This is a genomic window from Kaistella sp. 97-N-M2 (assembly GCF_021513235.1).
Classification (GTDB): Bacteria; Bacteroidota; Bacteroidia; order Flavobacteriales; family Weeksellaceae; genus Kaistella.
This window is the reverse complement of the sequence record NZ_CP090976.1, coordinates 2,445,481-2,472,166: the sequence shown is the minus strand read 5'-3', so window position 1 is coordinate 2,472,166 and position 26,686 is coordinate 2,445,481. Positions and strand designations below refer to the sequence as shown.

The window sequence follows — 26,686 nt, the reverse complement described above, 5'->3', positions numbered from 1 at the left end:
TTTTGTGTGTTTAATTTAAAAAAAAAACCTTGTCTAGTTTTGAAAGCAAGACAAGGTTTAAAAAATTGATCCTTAGATTTTATTTTAAAGCATTCAATGCATTTTCATAATTAGGCTCCTGCGCAATTTCCGGCACTTGTTCCGTGTAAACCACCTTGCCATTTTCGTCTGCTACAATAACTGCACGGCTTAAAAGTCCCGCCATTGGCGAATCGGTGATGGTTACGCCATAATCCTCGCCGAAAGTTCCGCGGAAATCGGAGAGCGTTTCTACATTTTCAATTCCTTCTGCGGCGCAAAAACGACTTAGCGCGAAAGGCAAATCTCGGGAAACATTCAAAACTACGGTATTGTTCAGTCCTGCAGCTTCTTCGTTAAATTTTCGTGCAGAGGCGGCACAAACACCGGTATCAATGCTCGGGAAAATGTTGAAAATGATTCTTTTGGACGCGAAATCTTCGTTCGTTTTGTCTTTTAAATCGCTGCTGACCAATTTAAAGTTTTTTACGGTGCTTCCAATTTCGGGTAAGGATCCTGAAGTCTGCACCGGGTTTCCGTGTAAGCTAATATCTGCCATAATAAAAATTATTTTTTTGTTTCTCAAAAATAGGGATTTTAGGCTGGAAAGGATTTTAAACAAAGGTTAAATTTGTCTTAAACTTTCCGGCGAATTCAACTTTATTTAGTTTTCCCCTCCTTTAAAAATAGTAAAACAGATTTTTTTTGAAGTAATCGATGCTAAGGTTGATTTCCATAAATTTTTCAATTTCCTCGGAATTTTTCTGCCCGCAGAAACACTTTCGCCAAAATCTCCTGTGGGAATACCTTTAAAAATTAAATTTTGAGTAAATTTGTGATTCTCGAATTTAAATAAAAAAATAAACATAATGTCAGAAAATTCCAAGATCGTCTATACTTTGACAGACGAAGCGCCAATGTTGGCTACTCATTCTTTTTTACCCATTGTAAAAGCTTTTACGAAAACCGCAGCGATCGAAATTTTAGCAAAAGACATTTCCCTGGCAGGCAGAATTCTGGCCAATTTTCCGGAGTTTCTTAAAGAAGATCAAAAGGTGGAAGATGCACTGGCAGAACTGGGCGAACTTGCGACAAAGCCTGAGGCGAATATTATAAAGTTACCCAACATCTCGGCCTCTGCACCGCAGCTGGACGGGGCGATTGCTGAACTGCAAAAACATGGTTTTGCAGTGCCTAATTATCCGGCAGAACCTAAAAATGACGAAGAAAAAGCCATCAAGGCGAAATATGCTAAAGTGTTGGGAAGTGCGGTAAATCCGGTACTTCGCGAAGGGAACTCCGACCGAAGAGCCCCGAAAGCGGTAAAAAATTACGCAAAAGCCAATCCGCACCGAATGGGCGCCTGGAGCACAGATTCGAAAACGAAAGTGGTGCACATGAACCATGGCGATTTTTATGGGACCGAAAAATCGGTGACCATTGAAAAAGAAGGCCAGTACAAAATAGAATTTTTTGGTAACGATGGTTCCGTAAAAGAACTGAAAGGATTTGCCCCTTTGAAAGCAAAAGAAATTATCGACGCGTCGACGATGAGTCTTTCTGCCTTAAAAACCTTTGTCGCAGATTCGATCGCCGAGGCCAAAATTGATAATGTTTTGCTTTCGGGCCACTTAAAAGCGACGATGATGAAGGTTTCTGATCCCATTATCTTCGGTGCAATGGTTCAGGTGTATTTTAAGGACGTTTTCTTAAAATATGCAGATTTTTTTAAAGAACTTGATATTAATCCGAACAACGGCCTGCAGGATCTTTTCGACAAGATAAAAGGGCACGAAAAAGAAATGGACATCCGTGCAGATCTTGGGATCGCTTTCCAGTACGGACCGGCAGTTGCCATGGTAAATTCCGACAAAGGAATTTCAAATTTCCACGTACCGTCCGATATTATTGTAGATGCTTCCATGGCCGCCCTCATCAGAGGTGGCGGTAAAATGTGGAACAAAGATGGTAAGGAAGAAGATACCATCGCCATGATCCCGGACCGTAGCTATGCAGGTTTTTATCAAGCGGCGATCGACGATATGAAAAATCACGGCGCGCTGGATGTAACCAAAATCGGGTCGGTACCAAATGTTGGATTAATGGCTCAAAAAGCCGAGGAATACGGTTCCCACGATAAAACTTTTCAGATTTCAGCGGAAGGAAAAGTAAAGGTTTCCGATGCAGAAGGAAATATTTTATTGGAACAGGAGGTGCAGTCGGGCGATATTTTCAGAATGTGTCAAACGAAAGATGCGCCTATTCAGGATTGGGTAAAACTCGCCGTTAACAGAGCCAGACTTTCCGATACGCCCGCCATTTTTTGGCTGGATGATCAAAGAGCGCACGACCGCGAAATGATTAAAAAAGTAGAAAAATATTTGAAGGACTACGATACCAGCGGTTTGGATATTCAGATTTTGAACATCGAGGATGCAATGACCTTAACTTTGGAACGCCTTAGAAAAGGTTTGGACACAATTTCGGTTTCCGGTAACGTTTTGAGAGATTATTTAACCGATCTCTTTCCGATCCTGGAACTGGGAACGTCTGCAAAAATGCTTTCCATTGTGCCATTGATGAACGGGGGTGGTTTGTTTGAAACCGGCGCCGGCGGATCGGCCCCAAAACATATCGAACAGTTTATTGAAGAAGGTTATCTACGCTGGGACTCTTTGGGTGAATTTATGGCCCTGCAGGCAAGTCTGGAACATTTAGCGCAGACGCAAAACAACGGCAAAGCTCAGGTTTTAGCAGATGCGTTGGACCTTGCCACAGAGAAATTTTTAGCCAATGACAAATCACCTTCCCGCAAAGTAGGTTCCATCGATAACAGAGGTTCTCACTTCTATTTAGCACTTTACTGGGCCGAAGCTTTAGCGCAGCAAACTAAAGATGCAGAACTCGCAGCAAAATTTGCTCCTGTGGCGAAAGCGATGCTGGAAAATGAAGAGAAAATCAATTCAGAACTCATTGGCGCGCAGGGAAAAACCCAGGAGATTGGGGGTTATTACCAACCTAATTTTACGAAGACAGACGAGGCCATGAGACCTTCGGCTACTTTAAATACGATTGTAAACGGAATTTAATCAATTCCCGAATTAGTTTAAAACAAAGACTTCCCGATAATTTCGGGAAGTTTTTTTTGATCTTGAAAATTCATTAAATTTCAGAAAAAAACCTTCAGGCAAGAGAAGGTTTTCTATTTTTTGATTTGAATTTAAGAACTCATCATTTTTAAATTATTGACTTCCAGTTCAGTCAGGATCCGCCAGTGTCCACGTTTGATGTTTTTCTTCGTTAGTCCTGCAAACATAACGCGGTCCAACAACTCAACTTCGTAGCCCAATCTTTGGAAAATTCTGCGTACTACTCTGTTCCAGCCGATGTGGATTTCGATGCCGACTTCGTTTTTGGGTTTGCCTTCGATGTAAGAAATACTGTCGACTTCGGCAACGCCTTCTTCCAAACGAATTCCTTCTGCAATGGCGTTAAGATCCGCACGATCCAATTTCCGGTCCAGCGTAACGTGATATATTTTTTTCATGTTGAAAGACGGATGCGTCAGCTTCTTAGTCATGTGACCATCATTGGTCAACAAAATAACGCCGGTTGTCGAGCGGTCCAGTCTACCCACAGGAAAAACGCGGTACGGCGAGGCATTTGCGACGAGATCCATCACCGTTTTCCGGGCTTTCTCGTCTTTCGTCGTGGAGATATAACCTTTCGGTTTGTTCAGAAGAACATATACGGGTTTTTCCGGCGTAATGCCCTGTCCGTCGAAAATTACTTTATCGGTTTTTTGCACCTGGTATCCCATTTCGGTCACCACAGCGCCGTTAACCACAACTAAACCTTGAGTTATAAGCTCGTCTGCCTCTCTTCGGGAACAAATCCCGGAGTTGGCAATATATTTATTTAAACGGATTGTCTCTTTCGGAACTTCTTTCGCCAGTTTATCGAATCTTCTTTTTTGAACGAAAGATCTTGTCTTTTCACCTTCGTCTTCCGGTCTTACGTAATTTTTGAAAAGCTTTTTGCCGCCAAATTTGCTGTCGCCTTTCACGTATTTGTCGCGCGTATCAAATGATTTTCCGGATCTTTTTCCCGTAGGCTTAGACGTTCGGTCAAATGATTTTTCGTAGCTTTTGGCTTCAGATTGCGACATTAACCGCGGTTCTTTGGGCGCTTTCGGTTCTTTAGACTCTTCGGATTTTTCAACGCGTGGTCGTGCAGATTTTTGGGTACGAGGTTTGGAAGGACTTCCGGAATTGGAAATCTTGCTTATTCGTTTCGGTTTGCTCTTACTGTTTCTATCTCTGCTCATTGTCTGAAAAATTTATCTGCAAAGATAAGGTATTTTTAGAAGTAACAATAAATGGCGAAACAGAAGTACAATTTTTCCCTATTAAATTTGTGGATAAAAAAAATTAACGTGAAAGACGCTTTAGAATCTGTTGATCAATCCGTCGAGCAGCATGGCGAGAATCCCAAAGAAAACCCAGACGCGGAGAATATTGAGGACGAAAAAATTGTGTTTTTTCTGCTTGCCCAAAAGTAAGTAAAGCGCAAAAACAAGTACGAAAAGACCTACGGCAAAATACAAGTTCATGATATTGTGAATTCCTTCGCGTCTAACGATTAACATCGAAATCATCATTAAAACAACGGTAAGAACGCTCAAAATAATCTTAGAAACTGAATTTCCGAAGACATTTGGAACGGTTGCGTACCCGAAAATCTTGTCTGCGTTCTTTGTTAAGAGATCTTTCACCATATCGATCATAATCAAAATGAGAAAAAGAAAGACGGCCATTAGAAAAATTTTAGCCGAAAAAGTTTGGTAATAAACCCACATTCCAAAAAAGGGATACACGGTTAAACTAACGAAGGTTAAATTATTTATAACAACAATCTTGCTGAGTTTATGGCTGTAAAACCACATGAGAAACTGGTAGATAAGAAAAAAAAGAAAACGCGCGGCGAAATTAAAAACGCAGTGCCAAGCGAAATTAAATTTAAAATTAAATAGGCGTAAAGAAAATATTTCTGCTTTAAAAAACTTTGGATTCTCGTCCGAAAAGGCTTCGTGAGCTGGTCTTTCTCGCGGTCGTAAAACTGGTTGATAATCCCCCCGCCAAAATACTTAATACCGTGCAAAATATGATCCCGTGAACTTTAAAATCGAAAACAAAATTGCGCAAACTCTCTTCGGTGTTGAAAAGAAAAAAAGTGGATACATAAAGTGCAAAAGTGAGCAGTAAGGCAACAAAAACACGGGCTCCCAAAAGGAAACCTATAAGTTGTGAAATACGGTAAAATAAAGGGTTTTTCATAAAATTAAGCCGAATAAGAATAAAACAATTTTCAAATATTCCGACTTAGTTTTTAGAATCTGTAAATCACTTCTTTGTGAAAGCCGTCCAGCATTTTTTCAGCTTTTTCATAATCTTTGGTAAAACCTAAAATATAACCGCCACCTCCGCTTCCGCAGAGTTTCAGATAATAGGCGTTCGTATCGAGACCATTTTTCCAGGCCTTGTAAATACTTTCGGGAATCATCGGTTTAAAATGTTCGTACGCCCAAACGGAAAGACTTTTTAAATTTCGGAAGAGCGGCGTCATTTCTTTTTTTAGAAAAGCGTCGATACAAGCGTTGTTGTAGCGAATGAACTCTTCTTTCATTGTTTTGCGGAATCCTTCGGTTTTCATTTTTTCGAAGAAAATCTGTACCATTGGTCCGGTTTCGCCCGTCATTCCAGAATCGATTAAAAAAATCGCGCCTTTTCCTTCTTCACTCGCCGGAATAGCAACTTTATTAACGTTTTCGCGGTTTTCAATAAGAATGGGAAGATTCATGTAGCAAATCAGCGGGTCGATGCCCGAACTTTTTCCGTGGAAATAACTTTCCATTTCGCCAAAGACTTTTTTAAGATCTTTCAGTTCGTCCTTTGATATATGTTCCGGGAGATACGTTCGAATAGAATATCTTTCGAAAATAGCGGCAACTAAGGCACCGGAACTTCCAACGCCATAACCTTGCGGGATATTCGAATCGAAGAAAAGTCCGGCACGAATGTCTTTCTGGAATTTGGAAATGCTGATCTGGTAAGACTCGGGAAGTTTTAAATCCTTTAAGTAAACGGCGTAATTTTGAAGCGAAACATTAGATTCTTTTTCAAAATCGTTTTCGAGTTCGGAAAATTTTAGTGCACCTTTATAAAAACTGTACGGTAAAGTAAGCCCCTGTGAATCTTCAATAATGCCGTATTCACCGAACAAAAGTATTTTTGCGTAAAATAAAGGATTTGTCATGTTCTAATTTAATCCACTGATTTTCAGTTGCAAAGTTAAGAAAATTTTTATTAGCTGAAGTACGGTGTGTTTAGCAAAACAGAGACCATTAGTGCTGATGATTATCTGCTTAATTCACCGCTGCTTCTTTGTTCATTTTCACTTTTAAAAACCGAATCAAAATCAACCCAATAAAGAAAAATAAAGACATCGACAAGGCTGCGTACCGCATATTATGATATTGTTCGATCATGGTTGCAAAAATAAACGTTCCTAAAATAATGGCTAATTTTTCGAGTACATCATAAAAACTGAAGAACGTCGTATTATCCATCGAGTCTTCCGGCAACAGTTTGGAATAGGTGGAACGCGACATCGCCTGCAAACCGCCCATCACAAGACCAATAATTCCGGCTATCACAAAAAACTGCGTTTCGACATTCGGGTTTTCTTTGTTCAGGAAATAGGCTGATAAACACGCCACAATCCACAATACGATTGCGATAGAAATTACGTTTTTGTTTCCAATTTTTCGGGAAAGCCATGAAAAAAACAACGCACCGATTATCGCTTCAATCTGAATGAGCAAAAGCGTTAAGATTAATTTATCCTGCTCCAGATTGATTTCGCTTTTTCCAAACAACGTCGCCATCAAGAAGATCGTCTGCATTCCAACGCTGTAAAAGAAGAAACTCGAAAGAAAAAATTTCAAATTCCGGTCTGCGAAAAGCGTTCTTCCAACTTTGAAAAGTTCGTGAAAACTTTCTTTTACAACATCCAGATAAAAATTAACGTTATCCTTCAGTACTGCCCAAACACCACCCTGTTCTTCGTGCGCCTGAAAAATGTTTTTGTAATTCAGCAATACCAAATCTTTCGGCAGCTGATCTTTCACATTGCCAAACTGTGGCAAATGTTTGAAGGTATATTGGGAAAAACCAAACCACCAGGCTCCGGTGAGCAGAAAAGAGATTCGTGTGTATAATTTTGCTTCTTCCGGATTTTTTGCAAAAACCTGTATCAGGACCAAACAGATTACCACCAATACTACCGACCCGATATAACCGTAAACATAGCCTTTCGCGGAAAGCGCATCCTGTTTATCCGGCGTCGCAATATCGGGAAGAAACGAATTGTAGAAAACCAAACTCCCCCAAAAACCGACACTCGCCGTAATACTGAACAGCAAACCGAGGAAAACGTTTTGCATACCTGTAAACATCGCCAGTCCCATACAGGATGTCGCGCCCAGATAGCAGAAAAACTGCAGAAAAGATTTTTTGTTTCCGATGGTGTCTGCCAGCGAAGATAGGATGGGAGAAAGCAAAACCACAATTAAAAAGGAAATGGTGAGAGAGTACCCGTAAATTGCATCTGGTTGATATTCTTTGCCAAAAACGGTGATCATGTGGCGCACCGGAACTTTAATCCAGTGGCCTGTTTCCTTTACATACTCACTCCGTTCCGAAGCGGTGGTTAAAATGGAATAATAAATAGGGAAAATGGTGGAAGTAATGACGAGAGAATAAACAGAATTTGCCCAATCATACAAAGCCCAAGCTTTCATGATTTTTGGATTATTCTTGATGTTTGGCGTCTGCAAATCTGCGTTTTCTGGCATTTTGGAAAAAATTAGTTGAACAAAAATAAAAAAACCATTAAGAATTCAGGATAAAAATCACTGCTTATTCTTAATGGTCTGATTTTAAAGCTTATAAAAATTAAATATTCTCTATAACGATGGCACTTGCGCCGCCGCCGCCGTTGCAAATTGCAGCAGCGCCGTATTTACCGTTATTCTGCTTCAAGATATTGATGAGCGTTACAATAATTCGGCTGCCCGAACTGCCCAGTGGATGACCCAGCGAAACTGCACCTCCGTTTACATTAACTTTGCTGGCATCCAGTCCCAGGATTTTATTGTTGGCTAAACCTACTACTGAAAAAGCTTCGTTGAATTCGAAAAAATCGATATCGCTAATTTCGAGTCCGGCTTTTTTCAAGGCGATCGGTAAAGCTTTTGAGGGCGCGGTGGTGAAAAATTCGGGTTCGTGCGCTGCATCTGCGTAAGAAATAATTTTTGCCAAAGGTTTCATGCCTAACTCTTCCATTTTTTCTTTAGACATTAAAACCAAAGCGGAAGCGCCATCATTCAGCGTTGAGGCATTTGCTGCGGTTACCGTTCCATTTTCCTTTTGAAAAACGGTAGGCAAAGACGGGATTTTATCAAATTTCACGGCTTTAAATTCTTCATCTTGCGAAAAAATAACTGCATCGCCTTTTCTCTGCGGAATTTCTACAGAAACAATCTCATCCTTAAATCTTCCTTCGCTCCAGGCTTTGGCCGAACGCTGGTAAGATTCTATCGCAAAATTATCCTGGTCTTCGCGCGAAAAACCATATTCTGCCGCACATTTTTCGGCGCAAACGCCCATATGTACTTTTCCGTAAACATCAACCAAACCGTCGAGAAGCATTCCGTCCTGCATTTTCACATCGCCTAACTTTGTCGCATTTCTGGCGTTATAATAATGCGGCACCGAGGACATATTTTCCATTCCTCCGGCAACAATAATATCCTGATCACCGGCCTTGATGGATTGGGCAGCCATGGTAACGGCTTTCATTCCGGAAGCGCAGACTTTGTTGATGGTTGTGGAAGGTGTTTCGTTAGACAAACCTGCGCCCAGAGCTGCCTGGCGCGCTGGGGCCTGGCCCTCGCCTGCCTGCAGAACATTGCCCATATAAACTTCCTGAACCAATTTCGGATCGAGATTTATTCTTTCTAATGCGCCTTTAATGGCTGTTGAACCTAATTTTGTAGCCGGAACCGTTGCCAAGCTACCCAGAAAACTTCCCATGGGTGTTCTTACGGCCGATACGATAAATACTTCTTTCATTACCTTTTATTTAATTTTATTGAGTACGCAAATTACAAAAAAAAACACACTTTTCGAAAAGTGTGTTTTGATCGTTTTTTAGTATCTTTTTTCTAATGTCGTACTTCTGCAAGAACTGCCGGATCATGTTTATGCTTGAACATTACAGCAAACAAAACCGCGATAACCAAAGCGTAAGCGGCAAATACGAGCCAGATTTCGTGCCACATTTTATCGCCATTCGGGAGAGAAAAATATTTTTGAATGAGCCAACCGCTTACCAAACTTCCGGCAATGGCGCCAAAACCGTTTGTCATCATCATAAAAAGCCCCTGAGCGGAAGAACGGATTTTATAATCGGTTGTAGTTTCTACAAAAAGAGACCCCGAAATATTAAAAAAGTCGAACGCCATGCCATAAACGATACACGACAGGACAATTAATCCGAGACCAAAGCCCACCGGAACGCCATAAGCGAACAGACCGAAGCGCAAAACCCACGCAAACATGGAGATGAGCATCACGTTTTTAATTCCGTATCGGCTCAAAAAGAAGGGAATTGCGAGAATGAAAAGTGTTTCGGAAATCTGGGAGATAGACATAATTAAAGTTGATCTTTTCACCACGAAACTGTCTGCATATTCAGGGATCTTCCCAAAATCCGACAGATACGTATCTCCATACATATTGGTCAACTGCAGCGCAGCACCGAGGAACATGGAGAAGAAAAAGAACAAGGCCATTTTGTAATCTTTAAACAAAGAGAAAGCATTTAGGCCTAATTTTTCAGACAAACTCGCATTTGCGGGAATCAAATTCTGGGGCGGACATTTCGGTAATGTAAAGGCATATATTCCTAAAATGATAGCGACCACAGCGGCGATATAAAACTGGTTTCCGGATGCTTTGTTACCGGTTAAATTGGTGATCCACATGGCTGCAATAAATCCAATCGTTCCCCACACGCGAATGGGTGGAAAGACTTTTACAACATCGTAATCGTTATTTTTTAAAACGTAGTACGCAATTGAATTGGACAGCGAAATGGTGGGCATATAGAACATCATAGCAAGAAGCATGACCCAGAAAAAGTTGTCGGGAGTTGTTACGGAAGGCAGGAAAAATAAAACAATACCGTATAAAATATGTAAAATACCAAACAGTTTTTCTGCATTAATCCAGCGGTCAGCAATAATACCGGTTATTGCAGGCATTAAAAGAGAAGCAATTCCTAAAGTTGCAAAAACTTTTCCGAATTCTTCGCCGCCCCATTGTTTTGTGCCGAACCAATAAACTCCGATGGTAATGAGCCAGGCTCCCCAAACAAAAAACTGCAGAAAAGAGAGTACGGTAAGTCGTAATTTTAAATTCATAATTTCTTTATCAAATTTTATTCTATTTTTTTATTTCTTCTTTTAATTTCCTGTTGAATTTCCAGCGCTGCATCGAAATCTTCATCTTTCACCGCATCCTCCAGGAGTTTATGGAGATCTTCCAAAGGAAACGATGCCAAATTGCCTTCAGCCTCCAGCGGAGAAAAATTCTCGTCTATCGTTGCAGGATTATCCAGTTCCAAAAGAATTCCGGCCTCACTCAAAACCTGTTGCGTTGTGTAAATGGGTACTTCAAAACGAACTGCCATCGCCACAGCATCCGAAGTTCGGGCATCCAATATAAGCTCCTCCTCGTTGTCGTTATTTTTGAAATTGATATTGGAAAAAAATACGCCGTCGATGATCTGGTAAATAATAACAGAAGTCAGCGTATAATTGGCAGAGGTTACAAATTTTGCAAACAAATCGTGTGTTAAAGGGCGTGGAGGGTGAATATCTTTTTCTAAACCTAAAGAAATTGACTGCGCCTCGAAATTTCCTATTACTACGGGCAATTTAACGTTGCTTTCTTCGTGCTCTAAAAGGAGCGCATAGGCTCCAGACTGTGTTTGGCTGTAAGAAATACCGCGTATGATTAGTCTTTTGTAATCCATAGCTACAAATATAAATGATTTTTTAGATTAGGGATTTAAATTCAATAATTTAATTGGAATCTTTTTCCAATTTCTGAGAAACATCAGGCTTTACGTATTTTATCAGCGTCAAAATCGATGGTATAGGAAGTTCCCCGGTGGTCGCTTACTTTATTCAGCACCGCTTCCAGAAAAGTGATGCGGGATTCGATATTATTTAAACCAATGCCGTTCGAGAACATTTTCGGGGAAAAACCTTTGCCATTGTCTTTCACACTAATGGTCATTTTCGAAGAATAATTTTCGATAAGGACCTGCGCAGAACTGGCTTCAGAATGTTTTACAATATTATTAATGAGCTCCTGAAGAATGCGGTAAATATGAGTTTCGTTGGCGGTACCGAGGTCGATCTTTTCCCCCGAAAAAGCAAAATCTATTTTGATGTTGTAGATCTTCGCCGCTTTTTTACAATAATCGTGAACTGCCTGCAGGAGACCAAAATTGGTTATGGTTGAGGGCGACAGATTATGGGAAATCTCGCGGATCTGGACACATGATTTATCGATAATCTGCGAAATTTCCGTCAGAATTTCTTCGTACTGCGCACCATATTCCGCACGATTTAAATTGGCAACATTAAATTTAAGGGCAAATAAGTCGCCGGCAATTCCGTCGTGAAGTTCCGCCGCAATCCGGTTTCTTTCCTTTTCTTCGCCCTCCAGCAATCCTTTCAGTTTGCTGATCTGCTGCTGGTGTTTATGTTTTAAAACCAGATTGCTTACCCTGTTTTTTTCATCATTTATCAATTTAATTTTAAAGGCAAGGCCCAGACTAAAAAAAATGGTCTCGAAGACAATTCCCACGTAGAAAAATGAAATTGGATTTTTGATGTGTAAGGATGGAATAAAAGTGCCGAAAAAGGCGACAAGCGCACAAAAGACGTACGTACAAACGCCAAAGAGAAAATATTCCTTATGCTTCCCGGAATGCTGCAACGCGCGTACAACGCTGATGAAAAATACGCCCAGCATCACAGGAAGAAAAATAAAGGAGTAAAGACCGATATAGAGATTCGGATTTTTCAGGATAAAACAAACCACCGCAAAAAGGAAAAAAACCGCGATTAATGCGCGAAGAATCCAGATGACTGTAAAGAAGAATTTTTTAACTTTTTTATCCAGGTCAAGAAAATAAAGGGCGAAAATACTGTACAATGCATAAAACACAACCTGAATAAAAAAATTGAGCAGGTGCATAAACACTTCAGCATTCGCCGTGCCCATAAAATCTGAAATGATATGTTGAAAATTGTAATAATTGGAATCATTGCGGCTTAACAAATACAAAACGAGGCATATGTTGTAGAGAACATAATACTTGAAGCTTTTTTCGCCGATATAAATAAAGATGACTCCACTTATAACGATAAAAAGCAGCTGGAACGAGATTGCCATGTTCCAAATAAACACGTCCATCGGAAAACTTTTAATTAATCATTCGGTTCTTACGTAAAATTAATCTTTTTTATCCGTACTTAGCTAAATATTATTTTGGAAGCCAAAATCCAACTCCTTTAATTTAGGATATAAAAAAACGTCGGATTTCTCCGACGTTTTCAATACTGTTACCAATATTTTTTTATCCTTTTAACGCTTTAATTTTCTGCGTTAATTCGGGGATGATTTTAAAGGCATCTCCTACTACGCCATAATCTGCAGATTTAAAGAAAGGTGCTTCCGCATCACTGTTAACGACGACAATCGTTTTCGACGAATTGACGCCCGCCAAATGCTGAATTGCACCTGAAATTCCGACCGCAATGTAGAGATTAGGAGAAATTGCTTTTCCAGTTTGTCCCACGTGTTCGGAGTGAGGTCTCCAACCAATATCGGAAACCGGTTTTGAACACGCTGTTGCCGCGCCCAAAAGTTCCGCTAAATCTTCGATCATTCCCCAGTTTTCCGGACCTTTCATTCCACGGCCGGCAGAAACCACAATTTCTGCTTCCTTTAGATCTAATTTTCCGGAGCTTTGTTCGTGAGAAACTACTTTTGTGTCTTCATTTGCAACAGACAGTTCTTTCACTTCTTCCGACCCGGACACTGCGTTTTCCTTTACGCCATAAGCATTCTGAGAAACGGTTACAATTACCCCTGCTGCATCAGCTTTGGCGTGCATGAATCCTTTTCCGGAGAAAGCCCTTCTTTTCACCTGAAAGGGCGAAAGACTTTCCGGTGCTTCCAAAACGTTGGTAATTAAAGAAAAATCTTTCATAATTGCCAGCATCGGTGCGATGGATGACGCGTCTGTGGTGTGGGGAAATACGAGTGTGTTTCCGTTTGCCACTTCATTAACCGCCTGAGCGTAAGCTTTAGCACTGAAATTTTTTAAACCATCATCTTTAATTTTGATGACGTTGGTTGCACCGTACTTATATAATAAATCGGAAGAATCTGTGGGATTTACGGTGATTGCCGTCACCGTATCACCGGCTTGATCTGCAATCGCCTTTGCATAAGAAACCGCTTCAAAGGCTGCTTTCTTGTAAATTCCGTTTATATTTTCCGCATATACGAATATTGCCATTTTGTTGAATTTTAAATTTGAATTTTACCTTAAATTACTTTTGCCTCTTCGTGAAGTAATCTCACAAGTTCGTCGAGATTATCTGCAGAAACCATCTTTACAGCTGCTCTTTGCGGAACCGAATCGTACGAAACCCCTTCTACTTTCACTTCCGAAGACGATGCTTCCAAAACCTGTAAAGGTTTCGATCTCGCCGACATAATTCCGCGCATGTTCGGGATGATGAGATCTTTTTCGTCGACCATTCCCTTCTGTCCGGCGATAACAGCGGGCAGTTTTACGGAAATTGTTTCTTTTCCGCCTTCGATTTCGCGAACAGCAGTGGCTTCAGCGCCATTCACCTCCAAACCAACGCACGCGTTTACAAAAGGCTGACCGAGCAGTTGAGCGACCATTCCCGGCGCCGAACCGCCATTATAATCGATGGATTCCTTACCACAAAGAATCATATCATAACCGCCTGTTTGCGCCACATTCGCAATTTCTTTTGCGACAGAATAACTGTCTTTAGGTTCTGTATTAATTCTTACCGCATCGTTCGCCCCAATCGCCAGCGCTTTTCTGATCACAGGTTCTGTAATGGCCTCGCCCACATTGAGTACTGTAACTGTCGCACCTTGCGATTCCTGTAATTTAATAGCTTTCGTTAGGGCAAATTCGTCCAAGGGATTAATTACCCACTGAATGCCGGTTTTGTCGAACGCAGATTTGTCTGCCGTAAAGTTAATTTTTGATGTAGTATCCGGGACACTACTGATACACACTAATATTTTCATTTGTCGAAGTTTAATAAATTTTCGTCGGAATAGACCTTTCAATTTTATTTTGGTTCTATTCTTTTAAGTTTTGTAAAGATAAAAAATTATACTATGCATGCATAATATATTCTGCAGAAAATATATTATTTGCATAATAAAGAAAAAGACTAATTATTTGGTTTAGAGGGTCTAATTTCGATTTTGCTGGGTAAAGACCGTGGATTCATTTTGAAAATATCCAGGACTAAATTTCCTAAATCTTCGGGTTGAATTTTCCAGGAATCTTTTTCAGAGGGTTCATTGCCGTTAAAATTGGTCGAGACCGAGCCCGGCATGATGGTAGAAACTTTAATATTATATTTCCGGAGATCGATCATGGCAGCCTGCGTAAATCCTACCGCGCCAAATTTGGACGCGTTGTAACCCGAACCTTTTTCGAAAAAGTTTGTGCCTGCCAAACTGGAAATGCTGATGAAATAGCCCTCCGATTTCTTTAATTCTTCTACGGAGGCTTTCAAAGTGTAGAAAAGTCCTGTCAGATTAGTTTCAATCATGTCGTTCCATTCTTCTACTGAGAGTTCATCCACGGGTTTGAAAACGCCCATACCGGCGTTAGCAACCACATAATCGAGCTGACCAAAATGGTTTTTAATTTCCGAAACCGCTTTTTCTTCCGCCTCGAAATTCCTTACGTTTGAAACAATACCTAAAACTTTCGAAGCATCACTGGAAATTTCTGCAGCCGCTTTTTCCACATCTTCTTGTTTTCTGCCGCTGATCGCGACTCTAATTCCCTGATTGGACAGAATTTTTGCAATTCCAAATCCTATACCTTTTGTGCCGCCGGTAATGTAAGCTACTTTATTTTGAAACATGATAATAATTTAATTCTTAAATATAAAAAAAACGCCTCGAATAGAGGCGCTTTTTAACAAACATTATATGTTTAATTATTTCTTGATGAATTTTTCAGTCTGCGTACCTTTTTCAGTTTCAAACTTAACAACGTAAACTCCTTTCGCAAGGTTTCTTACATCTACCTTGTTGGTCGCTGCTTTTGCTGAAGAAACGTTTCTTCCGGCAGCATCAAAAATCTGAACTGATTTTACATCAGCACTAAAATATAAATAATCCGAAGTAGGGTTAGGATAAAGTGCCAGTTTTGAAGTTGAAGAATCGCTAACCGCTAAACCTGGACGGTCTACAGAAAATGTATCAATACCGATGATATCTGAATTGTTACCGCTAGGACCTCCACTTGTTACAAAATATCTAAACGCAAATTTGGTAGCAACCGGAGTGGCACCTACACCAGCAACGGTGAAGGAGTACTTGGTCCATACTTGCGGATAAACGAAACCTGTTTGTAAATTCGGATTAACCGTTACTCCAAGGTTTGTAAAAGATCCCAGACCTGCGCTTCCTCCACTAGGATTTACCGTTGTAGCGGCAGTGCTGTAGCGAAGTTCCAAACGATCTGCATAATCGGTAGCTCCATCGGTTCCTTTTCTTGTGTAGAAACTTACAACGTCACCATCCTGTACGTTTACTGTAGGGGTGATTAGCCAGTTACTTATCGTTCCTGCACCTGATGTACTGGTATAATTCACGATCGCGAAGGTGTTGTCGGTACCGTCCTGTCCTTTCGGAAGCGCAGGTGGCGTACTTCCAAAAATAGCAGCCGATGTTGAAGTGTAGGAAGCTTTGGACCAAAGTGTTGAGGTGCTTGGGGAACTTTGATTTGTTAAAGTCCATTGGGCGGTAAAGGCCGCATCAAAACCATAACTGTACACGTTGGTTTGAGCACTTGCGAAGGATAATCCAGCTAAGGATGCAATAAGTAAAAGTCTTTTCATAATAAATTGATTTAAATTTCATCAAAAATATAAAAAATATTTGATTTACGTGTCTATTACACATTATTTGATGAAAATATATTTTCTGGAACAAGTTCAAAAAAAAACGCCTCTAATCGAGGCGTTTCCTAACAAACATTATCTGTTTAATTATTTCTTGATGAATTTTTCAGTCTGTGTACCTTTTTCAGTTTCAAACTTAACAATATAAACGCCTTTTGCAAGGTTTCTTACATCCACTTGGTTGTTTGTTACTTTTGCTGAAGAAACATTTCTTCCCGCAGCATCAATAATCTGAACTGATTTTACTTTCGCGTTAAAGTTCAGGTAATCTGAAGTTGGATTAGGTGAGATACTTACCTTGTTAGAATTGTAGATTTCCCCTGTTCCTAGTGCTGTTTCACCTTCAATAGTGAAAGTCAAACCATCAAAAGATGCATCCTCTGTTAATTCAGAAATATCTGTCCAATTTGTTGCGCCTGCCTGAAATGCATCGCTCGGATCGATTAGTTTCGCTTTATTACCAACTCTTGCCGCTGTATACCAGTTAAATCTGGTTGCGCCTGTATAAGCTGAAAGATTTGTTTTTGCGGCAAAAACCAACCAGTACGTTGTATCTTTATTTAAGGATATGCCTTTTCCTAAAGCCAATGGAATATTAACGGAGTAAGCATAGGTGCTGCCTGTTTTTACTAAACTGTATGCAGGAGAAGATTTAGAAAGATCGATCTTAGCAACTGGTGTTTGTGCTGCATCGGTGGGGTTTCCAGAAGGCATTCCGTTTGCATCGGTGTAAATGTACATGATCAAACCAGTTGAAACTACCGTTTCTAAATTTCCTTGATTTTGAAAACCAGTAACGGTAATCCGGGAAACCACACTGTTATCAGTTAAGATAAAATCGTCTGCGGCCGCAACGTAATTGCCATTGCTTAACACGTCGGAAACAATTCCAGAGGTACCCTCAATTGGCTGCGAATAAATAACTCCAGGAGCTTTAGTCGGCGAAACATTAGATGATGGGGATGAACTAACCGCAGCAAATTCTTGTGCATTAGCAAAAAGGGCAAAAAAGACTGCGCCTAATAAGTAAACTTTTTTCATAATAAAGATTTTGTTTTTTATTGAGCACGAAAGTATTAAAAAAAAGTTGAAAAACACAATGTTAATCAACTTTTATCGAGATTGGTGTAATTTTTAGTTTAAACTGTCGCGTAATTCTCAAAGAAAAGCGGAATACTTTCAATTCCTTTATAGAAGTTGTACAGCCCGTAATGTTCGTTTGGTGAATGAATGGCATCCGAATCCAAACCAAAGCCCATCAACACGGATTTTGCTTGCAAAACCTCTTCAAACATGGCCGTAATCGGAATACTGCCGCCGCTTCTGTACGAAAGGACTTCTTTTCCGAAGGCAGTTTCCATAGCTTTTTTAGCCGCGCGGAATTCTTTCGTATCGCTGGGCAAAACGTATGGCATGCCGCCATGGTGCGGCGTTACCTTAACTTTCACATTTGCAGGCGCTATTTTTTCAAAATATTTCGTGAATTTTTCGGTAATCTCCTCCGGAGTTTGATACGGAACCAATCTCATGGAAATCTTCGCAAAAGCTTTGGACGGAATCACCGTTTTCGCGCCTTCGCCGATGTAGCCACCCCAAATCCCGTTGCAGTCCAACGTCGGGCGGATTGAAGTTCTTTCTAAAGTAGTGTAGTTTTTTTCGCCTTCTACTCCATTTAAACCAATTGATTTTTTAAAACTTTCGGAATCGTCTTTCAGTTTGTTCATTTCCGCTCTTTCTTCCTCGGAAACCACATCCACATTATCATAAAATCCGTCGATTGTAATGTGTCCATTTTCATCGATCAAGTTTGCGATCATGCGCGAAAGCACATGGATTGGGTTCGGAACCGCGCCGCCGTATAAGCCGGAATGCAGATCTCTGTTCGGTCCTTCCACCGAGACTTCTACATAGCTTAAACCACGAAGCCCTGTCGTAACCGTGGGTTGTTCGTTAGAATAAATATGTGTATCGGAAATTAAGATCACGTCGCAAGCCAGTCTTTCTTTTTGCTCTTTCACAAAAGCCTCCAGACTTTTGGAGCCTACTTCTTCTTCGCCTTCCAAAATAAACTTAACGTTACATGGTAAGGTATCTGTTTTCATCATCGCCTCAAAGGCTTTAATATGCATAAAAAACTGTCCTTTATCGTCGGCCGATCCGCGGGCAAAGATGGCTCCTTCGGGATGAATTTCTGTTTTCTCAATATACGGTTCGAAAGGTGGTTTTGTCCATAATTCCAACGGATCCGGTGGCTGAACGTCGTAATGACCGTACACCAAAACCGTGGGCAATTTTGGATCGATCAGTTTTTGCCCAAAAACAATCGGATAACCCTCAGTTTGGCAAACTTCAACGTCATCTGCACCCGCATTTTTCAGGTATTTTGCTACTTCGTCGGCACATCTCAAAACTTCATCTTTATAGGCAGGATCTGCGGAGATCGAAGCAATTTTTAATAATTCAAAAAGTTCCTCAACATAACGCTGCTTGTTCTCCTGAATGTAATTTAAGGTTTCTTTCATTTTAATATTTTAAGAATTTTAAAGTCGAATCTTGTAAAAATAAAAAAAATGTCCCGCCGAAGCAAGACATTAAGGTTTTATCTTATTTTTAAATATTCTATTTCGCTTCGGGCGCGGCAGTAACGGAAGTAGGTGTTACGATTTTTGCGGAATCCATTTTTGCGGGTGCTGTTTGCATCCCGGTAGCTTTTGTAGTGTCGTTCGATGCTGCATTTGCACTTCCATGCATCGCGTCATATTTCGCTGTAGCTTCGTCGCTCATTACATCATCGCTGTATCTTCCCGCGTTTTCTTCTGCTTTTAACACACCGTGATTTGAACCGGCCTGAATTTTTTTACAGCTAACAACAACACTCGCGAAAGCTACGCCTACAATTAATTTTTTCATTCTAAAATTTTTGATTGCCCAAAAGTAAGGAATATTGCCCCTTTCTACAAAAAAATTATTGAGATTTTAAAATAATCTTTCCTTTCTGCGTTTGCGTAAAAATTAAATAGAAATCTCCGCCATCAGAAATTTTGTATTTCTTTTTAATTTGGTCCGGCGTTAAAGGATAATTTTTCGAGATGATGTTGTACTTCCCGCCTTTGCTAATGTCTTTAGAATCCACGGTGTCAATCTTTAAAATTCTACCCGGAAAATGATTCAACACAACATCTGAGGTATAAAAATGCGTGTTGGGATGAAGTTTTTTCAGGCTGAATTTTTCGGAAACCAAGTTGAAAGCGCCGGATTTTAAAACTGTATTATTTGGAATATAAAGAAATTGTTTGGGCTCCGAAAAGAGGGAAACCGCCGTTTTTTCTTCCTGAAAATTAAACGTAAAATCCGCGTCGTCACTTTCCAGATTGATGCAGGAAATTTTTACATCGTGTAATTTCGCATCACCTTCTATGTAAACCAGCAATTCTTTAACCTCATTTCTTAGGGCGATAATTTCGATTTTTGATATATTTTTCAAAACAGAAATCAGGTAAGAAATATCAATCAACGGGGAAAGTTTGCTGATCGTTTGCGATGATATTTCGGCAAGTTGACCCTGAATCTCGAGCAGATTGGGCGAAAGATCTTCGAGCAGGAATTTTTTGTTTTTGTTATCGTCTCTGCGGGCCGGATCAACATAAACGACATCGAATTTTGCCGTATTTTTCTTTAAAAATTCCTCCAGATTTTCGTTGAGGAAGGCGGCTTTTCTTTCTAAAATCGTCCAGTTGTGTTTTACGGTTTCCAAAAGCGGGCTATTTTGTTCCACCAATGTTACTTCTGTAAAATTTTGAGACAGAAAATACGCGTCGATGCCAAATCCTGTGGTAAGATCCAAAAATGTTTTGCCCTCTACATTTTTCGCTTTGTATTCTGCGGTGGATTGCGAGGAAGCCTGTTCTAAATTCAGATTCGGCGGAAAGACGATTCCTTCTTTAAGTAAAAAAGGAAACTTTTTTTGCGCCACTTTTTTTCCTTTAATCTGCTGCACAATTTCGTGCATCGAAATTTCGGGAAAGGGCGATTTTTTCAGCAACAAAGAATGCAAATCGGAGTGTAGATTTGCATCGATAAAGATTTGAACTTCCGGAGTGAGAATTTTTTTCTCCACTTTTATTTTTCTAATATTTTGCTGGGGATTTCACGCGATTTCTTGTGCCACGGATGCAAGAATTGCTTGATGCGGAAGAGAATTATTAATTTCTAATAATCATTCACGAATTAGGTAGTATTACTAATAAATATGCGCATTCGTGATAAACTTATTCGAACATTTCCGCCAGCCGCATGGGCTTAATCTCACTGCTGTCGTACATTTGCGCGGCAGTCTTCTTTTTTCCAGTGTAGGATAAAGATTCACACCGATGATTTTTATTTTGCCTTCTTCCACCCAAATCTGCTCTTTTAAAGCTTGTTCGTAAATGGTTTTTTGAATTTTACCGGATTTCAGAAGTTCGCAGTATCCGCCTTCTTCTTCCATTTTCAGAAATACTTTCCAGGCTTTTTCTGCAAACTGCTGCGTGAGATCTTCGATATAGTAGCTTCCGTTCCCGGCATCATCGAAAACATTAATTATACTTTCATACGCTAAAACAATCTGCTGCTTAAAGGAAATTTCTTCAGACAGCGAGGATGAATTTTCAATCTTGTAATTATTCGTATAAACCGCGTCTGCACCTCCGATCATGCCGGCAGAAAGTTCCAGCGTGGAACGTATCAGATTGTTTTCCGCATCGGCCGTCGATTTATTTCGCAGCGAAGTTTCTGCAAAAATGTAAGGGATTTCATCCAAACCAAATTCTTTGGAAAACTGGTTATATAGTAATTTTAGGGCTCTGATTTTAGCGATTTCAAAGAAATAGTTTCCGCCAAGGGCAACTTTAAAAATAATTTTTGTTAAAATTTCGGCGCCAAAAATTTCCGTTATGTCTTTTGCTTTTGCCAGGCCTACCGCCAATTGTTGCGTGATAGTTGCGCCTGCGTTCTGATGGAGGGCAATGTCGATGCAGATATTTTTTTCAAAATTTTTCGCCAAAAGTTCTTTTCCCAACTGTTCCCTGATTTCCCCGCTTTCGTCCTCCGAAAAAATGTCGATTAAAGAAAAATAGCGGTTCGTTTCTACCACAGAAATATGTTCCGCGAGATCCTTATTATTAACAAAAATCACTTTCTCCGTTAAATTTTCGACGTTATTGTTGAGCAGAAATGCAAAAACATTTTCTTCCGAACTTTCGTGATAATTGGAGACAAGATGCGTAGACTCTTCAATTTTAGGCAGATTATTTAAGGGTTTTGCCACCGAAGCGTAATAGGGTTTAACCTGAATTCCTTCCAGATTTTCTTTGGACAGAACAGCATAAATATCGTCTGTTTTCAGTTGCTTCTGAACAATATTTTCCCAGTCTCGAAGTGTAATATTTTTAAACATTTGCGTAAATTATTAAAACTATAAATATTAAGATATTCAGAACTTCTTCTCTAAAGAATGTTACCACACTTTCTTCTTAATGTTAATTATTAAAAGCATCAGAACTGCAGCAGAAATAACTGCCGACTTCAATAATTGCGAATAAAAAACAGCGTTAAAAACATTTTCTTTTTCGCCGAATCCGAGGTAATGGTTGATCACCAGTCCGATCAACGTAATAGAGAAAAATACGGTGAAGAAGATTAAATGTTTTTTAGTGATAAATGCCATCAACTTTATTTTCTAGATCAACGCCGATTTTATAGAGTTTCTGCGTTTATTTTTTCTTTAGATTACTGGAATCCACCACCAAAATAAAGATTTCTTCATTCGGTTTTTTCATAAAATAATTTTCGCGCGCAAATTTTTCCTTTTCAGATTTATTGTTCATCAACTTCTTGTAGAACTCGTCATTTTTGCGGTACTCGTCTTTGTAATAAGCCAACTGTTCTTCGTACCTGCTTATTTCCCCATTGAGCTCATTAACAACTAAAAACGACGTATTATCAAAGAAAACCATCCATATTAAAAATAAAAAAACAGTCACAAAATATTTGGTCAGAACATATTTCTGAAGAAATTTAACGGCAGGCGTCTTCGGCTTTATTTCTTTAATTAATTCTTTCATCGGTGCGGTATTATTCCTAAAAAACAGAATGAAATCTTTACTAAATTTAATGCGTTTTCTTTAAAGTATTGTTAATTACCGTCGAAAGAAAATCGATCGCCACGGTATTTTGCTTCATATTCGGTACAATAAGATCCGCTTCATTTTTCGACGGTTCGATGAATTCCTGATGCATGGGTTTTAACGTGGTTTGATAACGATGCAAAACTTCCTGCAAATCGCGGCCCCGTTCTTGAGTGTCGCGGCGGATTCTACGGATCAACCTTTCATCGGAATCCGCATGAACAAAAACTTTTAAGTCATATTCTTTTAAAAGTTCTTTATTGGTAAGCACTAAAATTCCTTCCACAATAAGTACATTTTTCGGATCAATCAAAACGTGATCGCCCGTGCGCGAATGCGTTACGAAAGAATAAATCGGTTGTTCGATATGATTGCCGCTTTTCAGATCTTTTACATGCCTGATCAGCAAATCGAAATCGATGGATTTTGGATGATCGTAATTTAAAACTTCTCTTTCGGAAAGGGTAAGGTGTTGATTGTCATGATAATAATTGTCCTGCGAAAGCACATTAACTCCCTCTGCATTTAGTTGTTGAAGGATTTTATTAACAACCGTGGTTTTTCCAGAGCCGGTGCCACCTGCAATTCCGATAACGAGCATAAAATTTTAATTTGTACAAATATAGGTTTTTGTGTAGATTTTCAGAAAAATAAGACGAAAGAATTTTCCCAAACTTGCTTAAACAGAAGCTTTGTTCTCAATTCCCAACAGATAAAAAATAACTGCGTAAACGCGCGCCAAAAATTCCCGCGATTGATTTCTGTAGTAACTTTCATTGCTCAAAACATCCTGCGCATCGAAACCCAGCGCATTCATGTCGTTATTGCGGGCATAAAAGAGGGCGCGCAGATTATGAAAACCCTGGGAGACGATGATTACATCATTTTGTTGATAAATGTTTTTGCAGTTGTTGATGCTGGTCTGGGTTTTAAAACCTTTCGGATCTTCGGTGATAATGCTTTCGGGAACACCTTCCTGATAAACAAGATAGTTTTTCATGGCTGAAGGTTCGTCGTAGCCCCGGCTTTTTTCGCCGCTGACAATGATTTTTTTTATTTTTCCGTGGTGATACAGAAGAGCAGCTGCATCCATGCGGGAAGTAAAATAAGGATTAGAGACGCCGGATTTCATTCTCGGCGACGTGCCCAAAACGAGAGCCGTTTCGCGCGGCGGGATTTTAGAAATCTTCGTAAATGTTCGTCCATTGGTGCTGGCAAAAACCCAGACATTCGCCAAAATCATAAGCAAAACCCCAATTTCCACCAGAATAAAAAATGATTTCAGTATGTCTAAAATTCTTTTCAAATGATCAAATTAGGTCGAAATTTATTTTTATTTTCTTGCTTAAAACTACCGACATGCACGCTAAAATTTTCCCGGCTTTCTCTTCCTTTTCCGTTAAATACTCATTCTCCAGCAGTTCTACCTCGCCTTCTTCCAGAATACATTCGCAACTTCCACATATTCCGGATTTACAGGAATAAGGCACGGGAAATTCCTGAATCAAAAGCTGTTGCAGCAGTTTTTCCTTATTGTTTTCTAAAGTTGTGCTGTAATTGTTATTATAAAGTTTAAAATCCAGTTCAATGTTTTCTATAAGAGGAAAGTCTTTTTCGACGGGATAAATATCTTCATTATATTCCTCAAAAAGCTCAAAATGAATGTTTTTCTTTTGAATTCCGTTATTATAGCAGGCGTTCGCAATAGCTTTTATCATATCGCCTTTTCCGCAAATTAAGACTTCATCAACCGCATCCCAAATGGTACTTTCTTCATCGGTATCATCCAAATGCAAAATTTGATTGATGATTAAGCGTACTTTCTTCTCGTCTAACCTGCCATAAAATAGATGATCGCTGGGGATTTCCTGGGAGAAAAAGTAGAAAATCTGCAGCCGGTCATTATATTTTTTTGCCAGCGCATCGAGTTCATCCCTAAAGGCAATCTCTTCCGTTTTGCGGTTTCCATAAAAAAGGAAAAGCCGCGTTCGCGGTTCGGTATGAAGCAAATTTTTAAAATGGCTGAGAATGGGTGTAATTCCAATACCGCTTGCAAACCCAATGATGGTACGAAATTCGTGCGGTTTGGCCACGATGGTAAAGCGGCCCCGCGGTTCGGATACTTCTACTTCGTCGCCAACATCCAAATTATTCAGGAAATCCTGCGTGGAACTTTTCTCGTAATTAATCTTGATTCCTAAAGTAATTTTCTCTTCAAAAGGTGCCGAAGTCATGGAGAAATCATTCTGAACCACTTCACCCTTCGAAGTATAATTTAAGGTGACATACTGCCCGGCTTCAAAGCGATAATTGGGTTTCAGCATTTCGGGAATTTCGAATTCCAAAGCGAAGATGTTTTTGGTCAACTGTCGTTTTTTCGCTAATTTTAGCCGGTGAAATTCAGTCTGCTTCGCTTTTGGTAAGAGTTTTTCCATAATTAATAATGATTCAAAAATAATAAAAATATAATGAAAAAAGTAATTTTTGGTTTGATGGTTCTGGCAACAGCAGCTTCTTGTAAGAAAGAAACAAATGTTGTAGAAAATGCAGAAAACAAAACTTCAGATTCAATAACGGTATCCGAATCCAATGAAGCCAGCGCAGCAGTTGTACCTTTTAAGAAAGTAGAACTTTCGCCTGCCGAAGCTTCCAAATTTATGGGCAAACAAAATAACGATACGCTTTATGTGAACAACTTTTTTGCAACGTGGTGCGGCCCATGCATGCAGGAAATTCCGCATTTCAAGAAAAAGATGGAAGAAATGAAAGGCCAGCCGGTGAAATTTACCTTTGTCGATTTGGACCAAAAAGAGGACTGGGACACGAAGGTGAAAAAATTTGCGGAAGAACAGGGATTGTCCAATCACGTTGTGCTTTTAGACGGCTCTAAATTGACCCCGGAATTTTTCGCATCGACTTTTAAAAATTGGAACGGCGGCGCGATCCCCTTTACTTACATGAGAAAAGGCGATAAAACCGACGAAACTTTAGGTTCGATGAGCGAAGAAATGCTCACCGAAAAGCTAAATTCTTTTAAATAGTTATAGCGCCCTTATTTATAGAAGACATCTTTTTAGAAGGTGTTTTCTTTGTTTAAAAATCCAAAAGATTTATGACTAAAAATTTCAAAATTACCGCCATTTTCATTCTTATCGGAATTGTTATTTCGGTTATTGTGAACTTGAATATCGGTTTTTTAAATTTGAATTTTTCGGATTTTTTCTCTGCTTCTTCCGAACATTCCCAGATCGCAAAGTTGCGCATCAACCGGGTTTTGGTAATGTTACTGGCGGGGATTTCCATTCCAACCTCCGGATTTTTGTTGCAGGAATATTTTCAGAATCCTTTGGCCGGACCGTCGGTTTTAGGCATTACATCTGTGGCGAGTTTAAGTGTGGCTTTTTATATCTTTTTTTCGCAGGATATGGTCTTGCCGGAGTTGCTCCAAAACAGTTTTTTAAGCCTTACGGCTATCGCCGGAAGTTTAGTTTTGATGGCGATTCTGCTGCTTTTTTCAGGCAGATTTCAGGACAAATCTTTTCTTATCATTTTTGGTTTTTTAGTTTCAGCATTGGCCGGCGCCGTGGTTTCTATCTTACAATTTTACGCGGAAAATCAAAGTTTAAAAAATTATATTTTGTGGAGTTTTGGCGCGAACAATCAGGTTTCCACGAATCAGATTATGGTGCTGTCGGTGATTGTAGCGCTCGGTTTATTCTTGACTTTTAAAACCATCAAACCTCTAATTGGAAATTCATTAGGAACAGCTTACGCGCAGAGTTTGGGTGTCAATTTGAAGCAGTTGAAATATCTGGTCATCATCGCCTCTTCCCTGCTTTCTGCGTCGGTAACGGCGTTTTTAGGACCTATTTTATTCATCGGAATTGTGGTTCCACATTTTTGTCGAATGCTGTTTAATCCTGCACAATTATGGCAGCAATGGATTTTGAATATGATCTTAGGCATTTTAATTATGGGATTTTTTTCTATCATTTCCGAATCCACGCAGTTTCCTTTGAATGTGATCACGTCCCTTTTTGGAATTCCGGTTATTTTAATGATGATGTTGAAAAGTACGAGGGTCAAATAAACCTACAAATCT

25 protein-coding genes and 1 pseudogene are annotated in these 26,686 nt (G+C 39.7%); 3 read left to right on the top strand and 23 right to left on the bottom strand.

Annotated elements, in window-relative coordinates; all coding sequences use genetic code 11:
* Positions 1–79: 79 nt before the first annotated feature.
* Positions 80–577 (bottom strand): thiol peroxidase, encoded by a 498-nt coding sequence (gene tpx, locus L0B70_RS11530; protein WP_235141923.1) that lies wholly within the window; start codon positions 575–577, stop codon positions 80–82.
* A gap of 310 nt (positions 578–887) precedes the next feature.
* Between tpx and L0B70_RS11525 the strand changes: the two genes are divergently transcribed.
* Positions 888–3,107: an NADP-dependent isocitrate dehydrogenase gene (locus tag L0B70_RS11525; protein WP_235141922.1), complete on the top strand. Its 2,220-nt coding sequence runs from the start codon at positions 888–890 to the stop codon at positions 3,105–3,107.
* 131 nt (positions 3,108–3,238) lie between these two features.
* Here L0B70_RS11525 and L0B70_RS11520 read toward each other — a convergent pair whose 3' ends face one another.
* The 22 genes and pseudogenes from L0B70_RS11520 to L0B70_RS11415 form a co-directional block, all read right to left on the bottom strand.
* A complete protein-coding gene (locus L0B70_RS11520; protein WP_235141921.1) occupies positions 3,239–4,345 on the bottom strand; it encodes a pseudouridine synthase in 1,107 nt (368 codons plus the stop codon).
* 120 nt (positions 4,346–4,465) lie between these two features.
* Positions 4,466–5,354, bottom strand: a pseudogene (locus tag L0B70_RS13565) (UbiA family prenyltransferase).
* Between the two features lie 52 nt (positions 5,355–5,406).
* Positions 5,407–6,333, bottom strand: a complete 927-nt coding sequence (locus L0B70_RS11510; protein WP_235141920.1) for a mevalonate kinase — start codon at positions 6,331–6,333, stop codon at positions 5,407–5,409.
* Positions 6,334–6,442: 109 nt separating this feature from the next.
* Positions 6,443–7,933: an MFS transporter gene (locus L0B70_RS11505; protein WP_235141919.1), complete on the bottom strand. Its 1,491-nt coding sequence runs from the start codon at positions 7,931–7,933 to the stop codon at positions 6,443–6,445.
* Positions 7,934–8,033: 100 nt separating this feature from the next.
* Positions 8,034–9,212, bottom strand: coding sequence for an acetyl-CoA C-acyltransferase (locus tag L0B70_RS11500; RefSeq protein WP_235141918.1), 1,179 nt, complete (start codon positions 9,210–9,212; stop codon positions 8,034–8,036).
* A 92-nt stretch (positions 9,213–9,304) separates the two neighbouring features.
* Positions 9,305–10,564, bottom strand: a complete 1,260-nt coding sequence (locus tag L0B70_RS11495; protein ID WP_235141917.1) for a nucleoside permease — start codon at positions 10,562–10,564, stop codon at positions 9,305–9,307.
* Between the two features lie 17 nt (positions 10,565–10,581).
* Positions 10,582–11,178, bottom strand: a complete 597-nt coding sequence (locus tag L0B70_RS11490; RefSeq protein ID WP_235141916.1) for a bifunctional nuclease family protein — start codon at positions 11,176–11,178, stop codon at positions 10,582–10,584.
* An 83-nt stretch (positions 11,179–11,261) separates the two neighbouring features.
* Positions 11,262–12,632: a sensor histidine kinase gene (locus L0B70_RS11485; RefSeq protein WP_235141915.1), complete on the bottom strand. Its 1,371-nt coding sequence runs from the start codon at positions 12,630–12,632 to the stop codon at positions 11,262–11,264.
* Positions 12,633–12,795: 163 nt separating this feature from the next.
* A complete protein-coding gene (locus tag L0B70_RS11480) occupies positions 12,796–13,743 on the bottom strand; it encodes an electron transfer flavoprotein subunit alpha/FixB family protein (protein WP_235141914.1) in 948 nt (315 codons plus the stop codon).
* Between the two features lie 29 nt (positions 13,744–13,772).
* Positions 13,773–14,519: an electron transfer flavoprotein subunit beta/FixA family protein gene (locus L0B70_RS11475; protein ID WP_235141913.1), complete on the bottom strand. Its 747-nt coding sequence runs from the start codon at positions 14,517–14,519 to the stop codon at positions 13,773–13,775.
* A 149-nt stretch (positions 14,520–14,668) separates the two neighbouring features.
* Positions 14,669–15,376, bottom strand: coding sequence for an SDR family oxidoreductase (locus L0B70_RS11470; protein WP_235141912.1), 708 nt, complete (start codon positions 15,374–15,376; stop codon positions 14,669–14,671).
* A gap of 75 nt (positions 15,377–15,451) precedes the next feature.
* Positions 15,452–16,357, bottom strand: coding sequence for a T9SS-dependent choice-of-anchor J family protein (locus L0B70_RS11465; protein WP_235141911.1), 906 nt, complete (start codon positions 16,355–16,357; stop codon positions 15,452–15,454).
* Between the two features lie 150 nt (positions 16,358–16,507).
* Complete coding sequence (locus tag L0B70_RS11460; RefSeq protein ID WP_235141910.1) at positions 16,508–17,461, bottom strand: T9SS type A sorting domain-containing protein; 954 nt, start codon at positions 17,459–17,461, stop codon at positions 16,508–16,510.
* 98 nt (positions 17,462–17,559) lie between these two features.
* Positions 17,560–18,942: a dipeptidase gene (locus L0B70_RS11455; RefSeq protein ID WP_235141909.1), complete on the bottom strand. Its 1,383-nt coding sequence runs from the start codon at positions 18,940–18,942 to the stop codon at positions 17,560–17,562.
* 97 nt (positions 18,943–19,039) lie between these two features.
* Positions 19,040–19,330, bottom strand: coding sequence for a hypothetical protein (locus L0B70_RS11450; protein WP_235141908.1), 291 nt, complete (start codon positions 19,328–19,330; stop codon positions 19,040–19,042).
* A gap of 55 nt (positions 19,331–19,385) precedes the next feature.
* Positions 19,386–20,537 (bottom strand): class I SAM-dependent methyltransferase, encoded by a 1,152-nt coding sequence (locus L0B70_RS11445; protein WP_235141907.1) that lies wholly within the window; start codon positions 20,535–20,537, stop codon positions 19,386–19,388.
* 123 nt (positions 20,538–20,660) lie between these two features.
* On the bottom strand, positions 20,661–21,854 hold the full coding sequence (locus L0B70_RS11440; protein WP_235141906.1) for a methylmalonyl-CoA mutase family protein: 1,194 nt from the start codon (positions 21,852–21,854) through the stop codon (positions 20,661–20,663).
* A 60-nt stretch (positions 21,855–21,914) separates the two neighbouring features.
* The gene (locus L0B70_RS11435) at positions 21,915–22,124 is read right to left on the bottom strand and encodes a hypothetical protein (RefSeq protein WP_235141905.1); all 210 of its coding nucleotides are present in this window, start codon (positions 22,122–22,124) and stop codon (positions 21,915–21,917) included.
* Positions 22,125–22,170: 46 nt separating this feature from the next.
* Entirely contained in the window at positions 22,171–22,521 is a 351-nt protein-coding gene (locus L0B70_RS11430; RefSeq protein WP_235141904.1) for a septum formation initiator family protein, read from the bottom strand.
* Between the two features lie 46 nt (positions 22,522–22,567).
* Positions 22,568–23,185, bottom strand: coding sequence for a uridine kinase (udk, locus tag L0B70_RS11425; protein ID WP_235141903.1), 618 nt, complete (start codon positions 23,183–23,185; stop codon positions 22,568–22,570).
* Positions 23,186–23,263: 78 nt separating this feature from the next.
* Complete coding sequence (locus L0B70_RS11420; protein ID WP_235143594.1) at positions 23,264–23,827, bottom strand: vancomycin high temperature exclusion protein; 564 nt, start codon at positions 23,825–23,827, stop codon at positions 23,264–23,266.
* A 67-nt stretch (positions 23,828–23,894) separates the two neighbouring features.
* Positions 23,895–25,019 carry a flavin reductase family protein gene (locus L0B70_RS11415; protein ID WP_235141902.1) on the bottom strand — a complete coding sequence of 375 codons (1,125 nt, stop codon included), beginning with the start codon at positions 25,017–25,019 and terminating at the stop codon, positions 23,895–23,897.
* A 33-nt stretch (positions 25,020–25,052) separates the two neighbouring features.
* On the opposite strand from L0B70_RS11415, the gene L0B70_RS11410 reads away from it, so the two are divergent.
* Both L0B70_RS11410 and L0B70_RS11405 read left to right on the top strand, forming a co-directional pair.
* Positions 25,053–25,625, top strand: a complete 573-nt coding sequence (locus tag L0B70_RS11410; protein WP_235141901.1) for a TlpA disulfide reductase family protein — start codon at positions 25,053–25,055, stop codon at positions 25,623–25,625.
* A 71-nt stretch (positions 25,626–25,696) separates the two neighbouring features.
* Entirely contained in the window at positions 25,697–26,674 is a 978-nt protein-coding gene (locus tag L0B70_RS11405) for an iron ABC transporter permease (protein ID WP_235141900.1), read from the top strand.
* Positions 26,675–26,686: the final 12 nt, after the last annotated feature.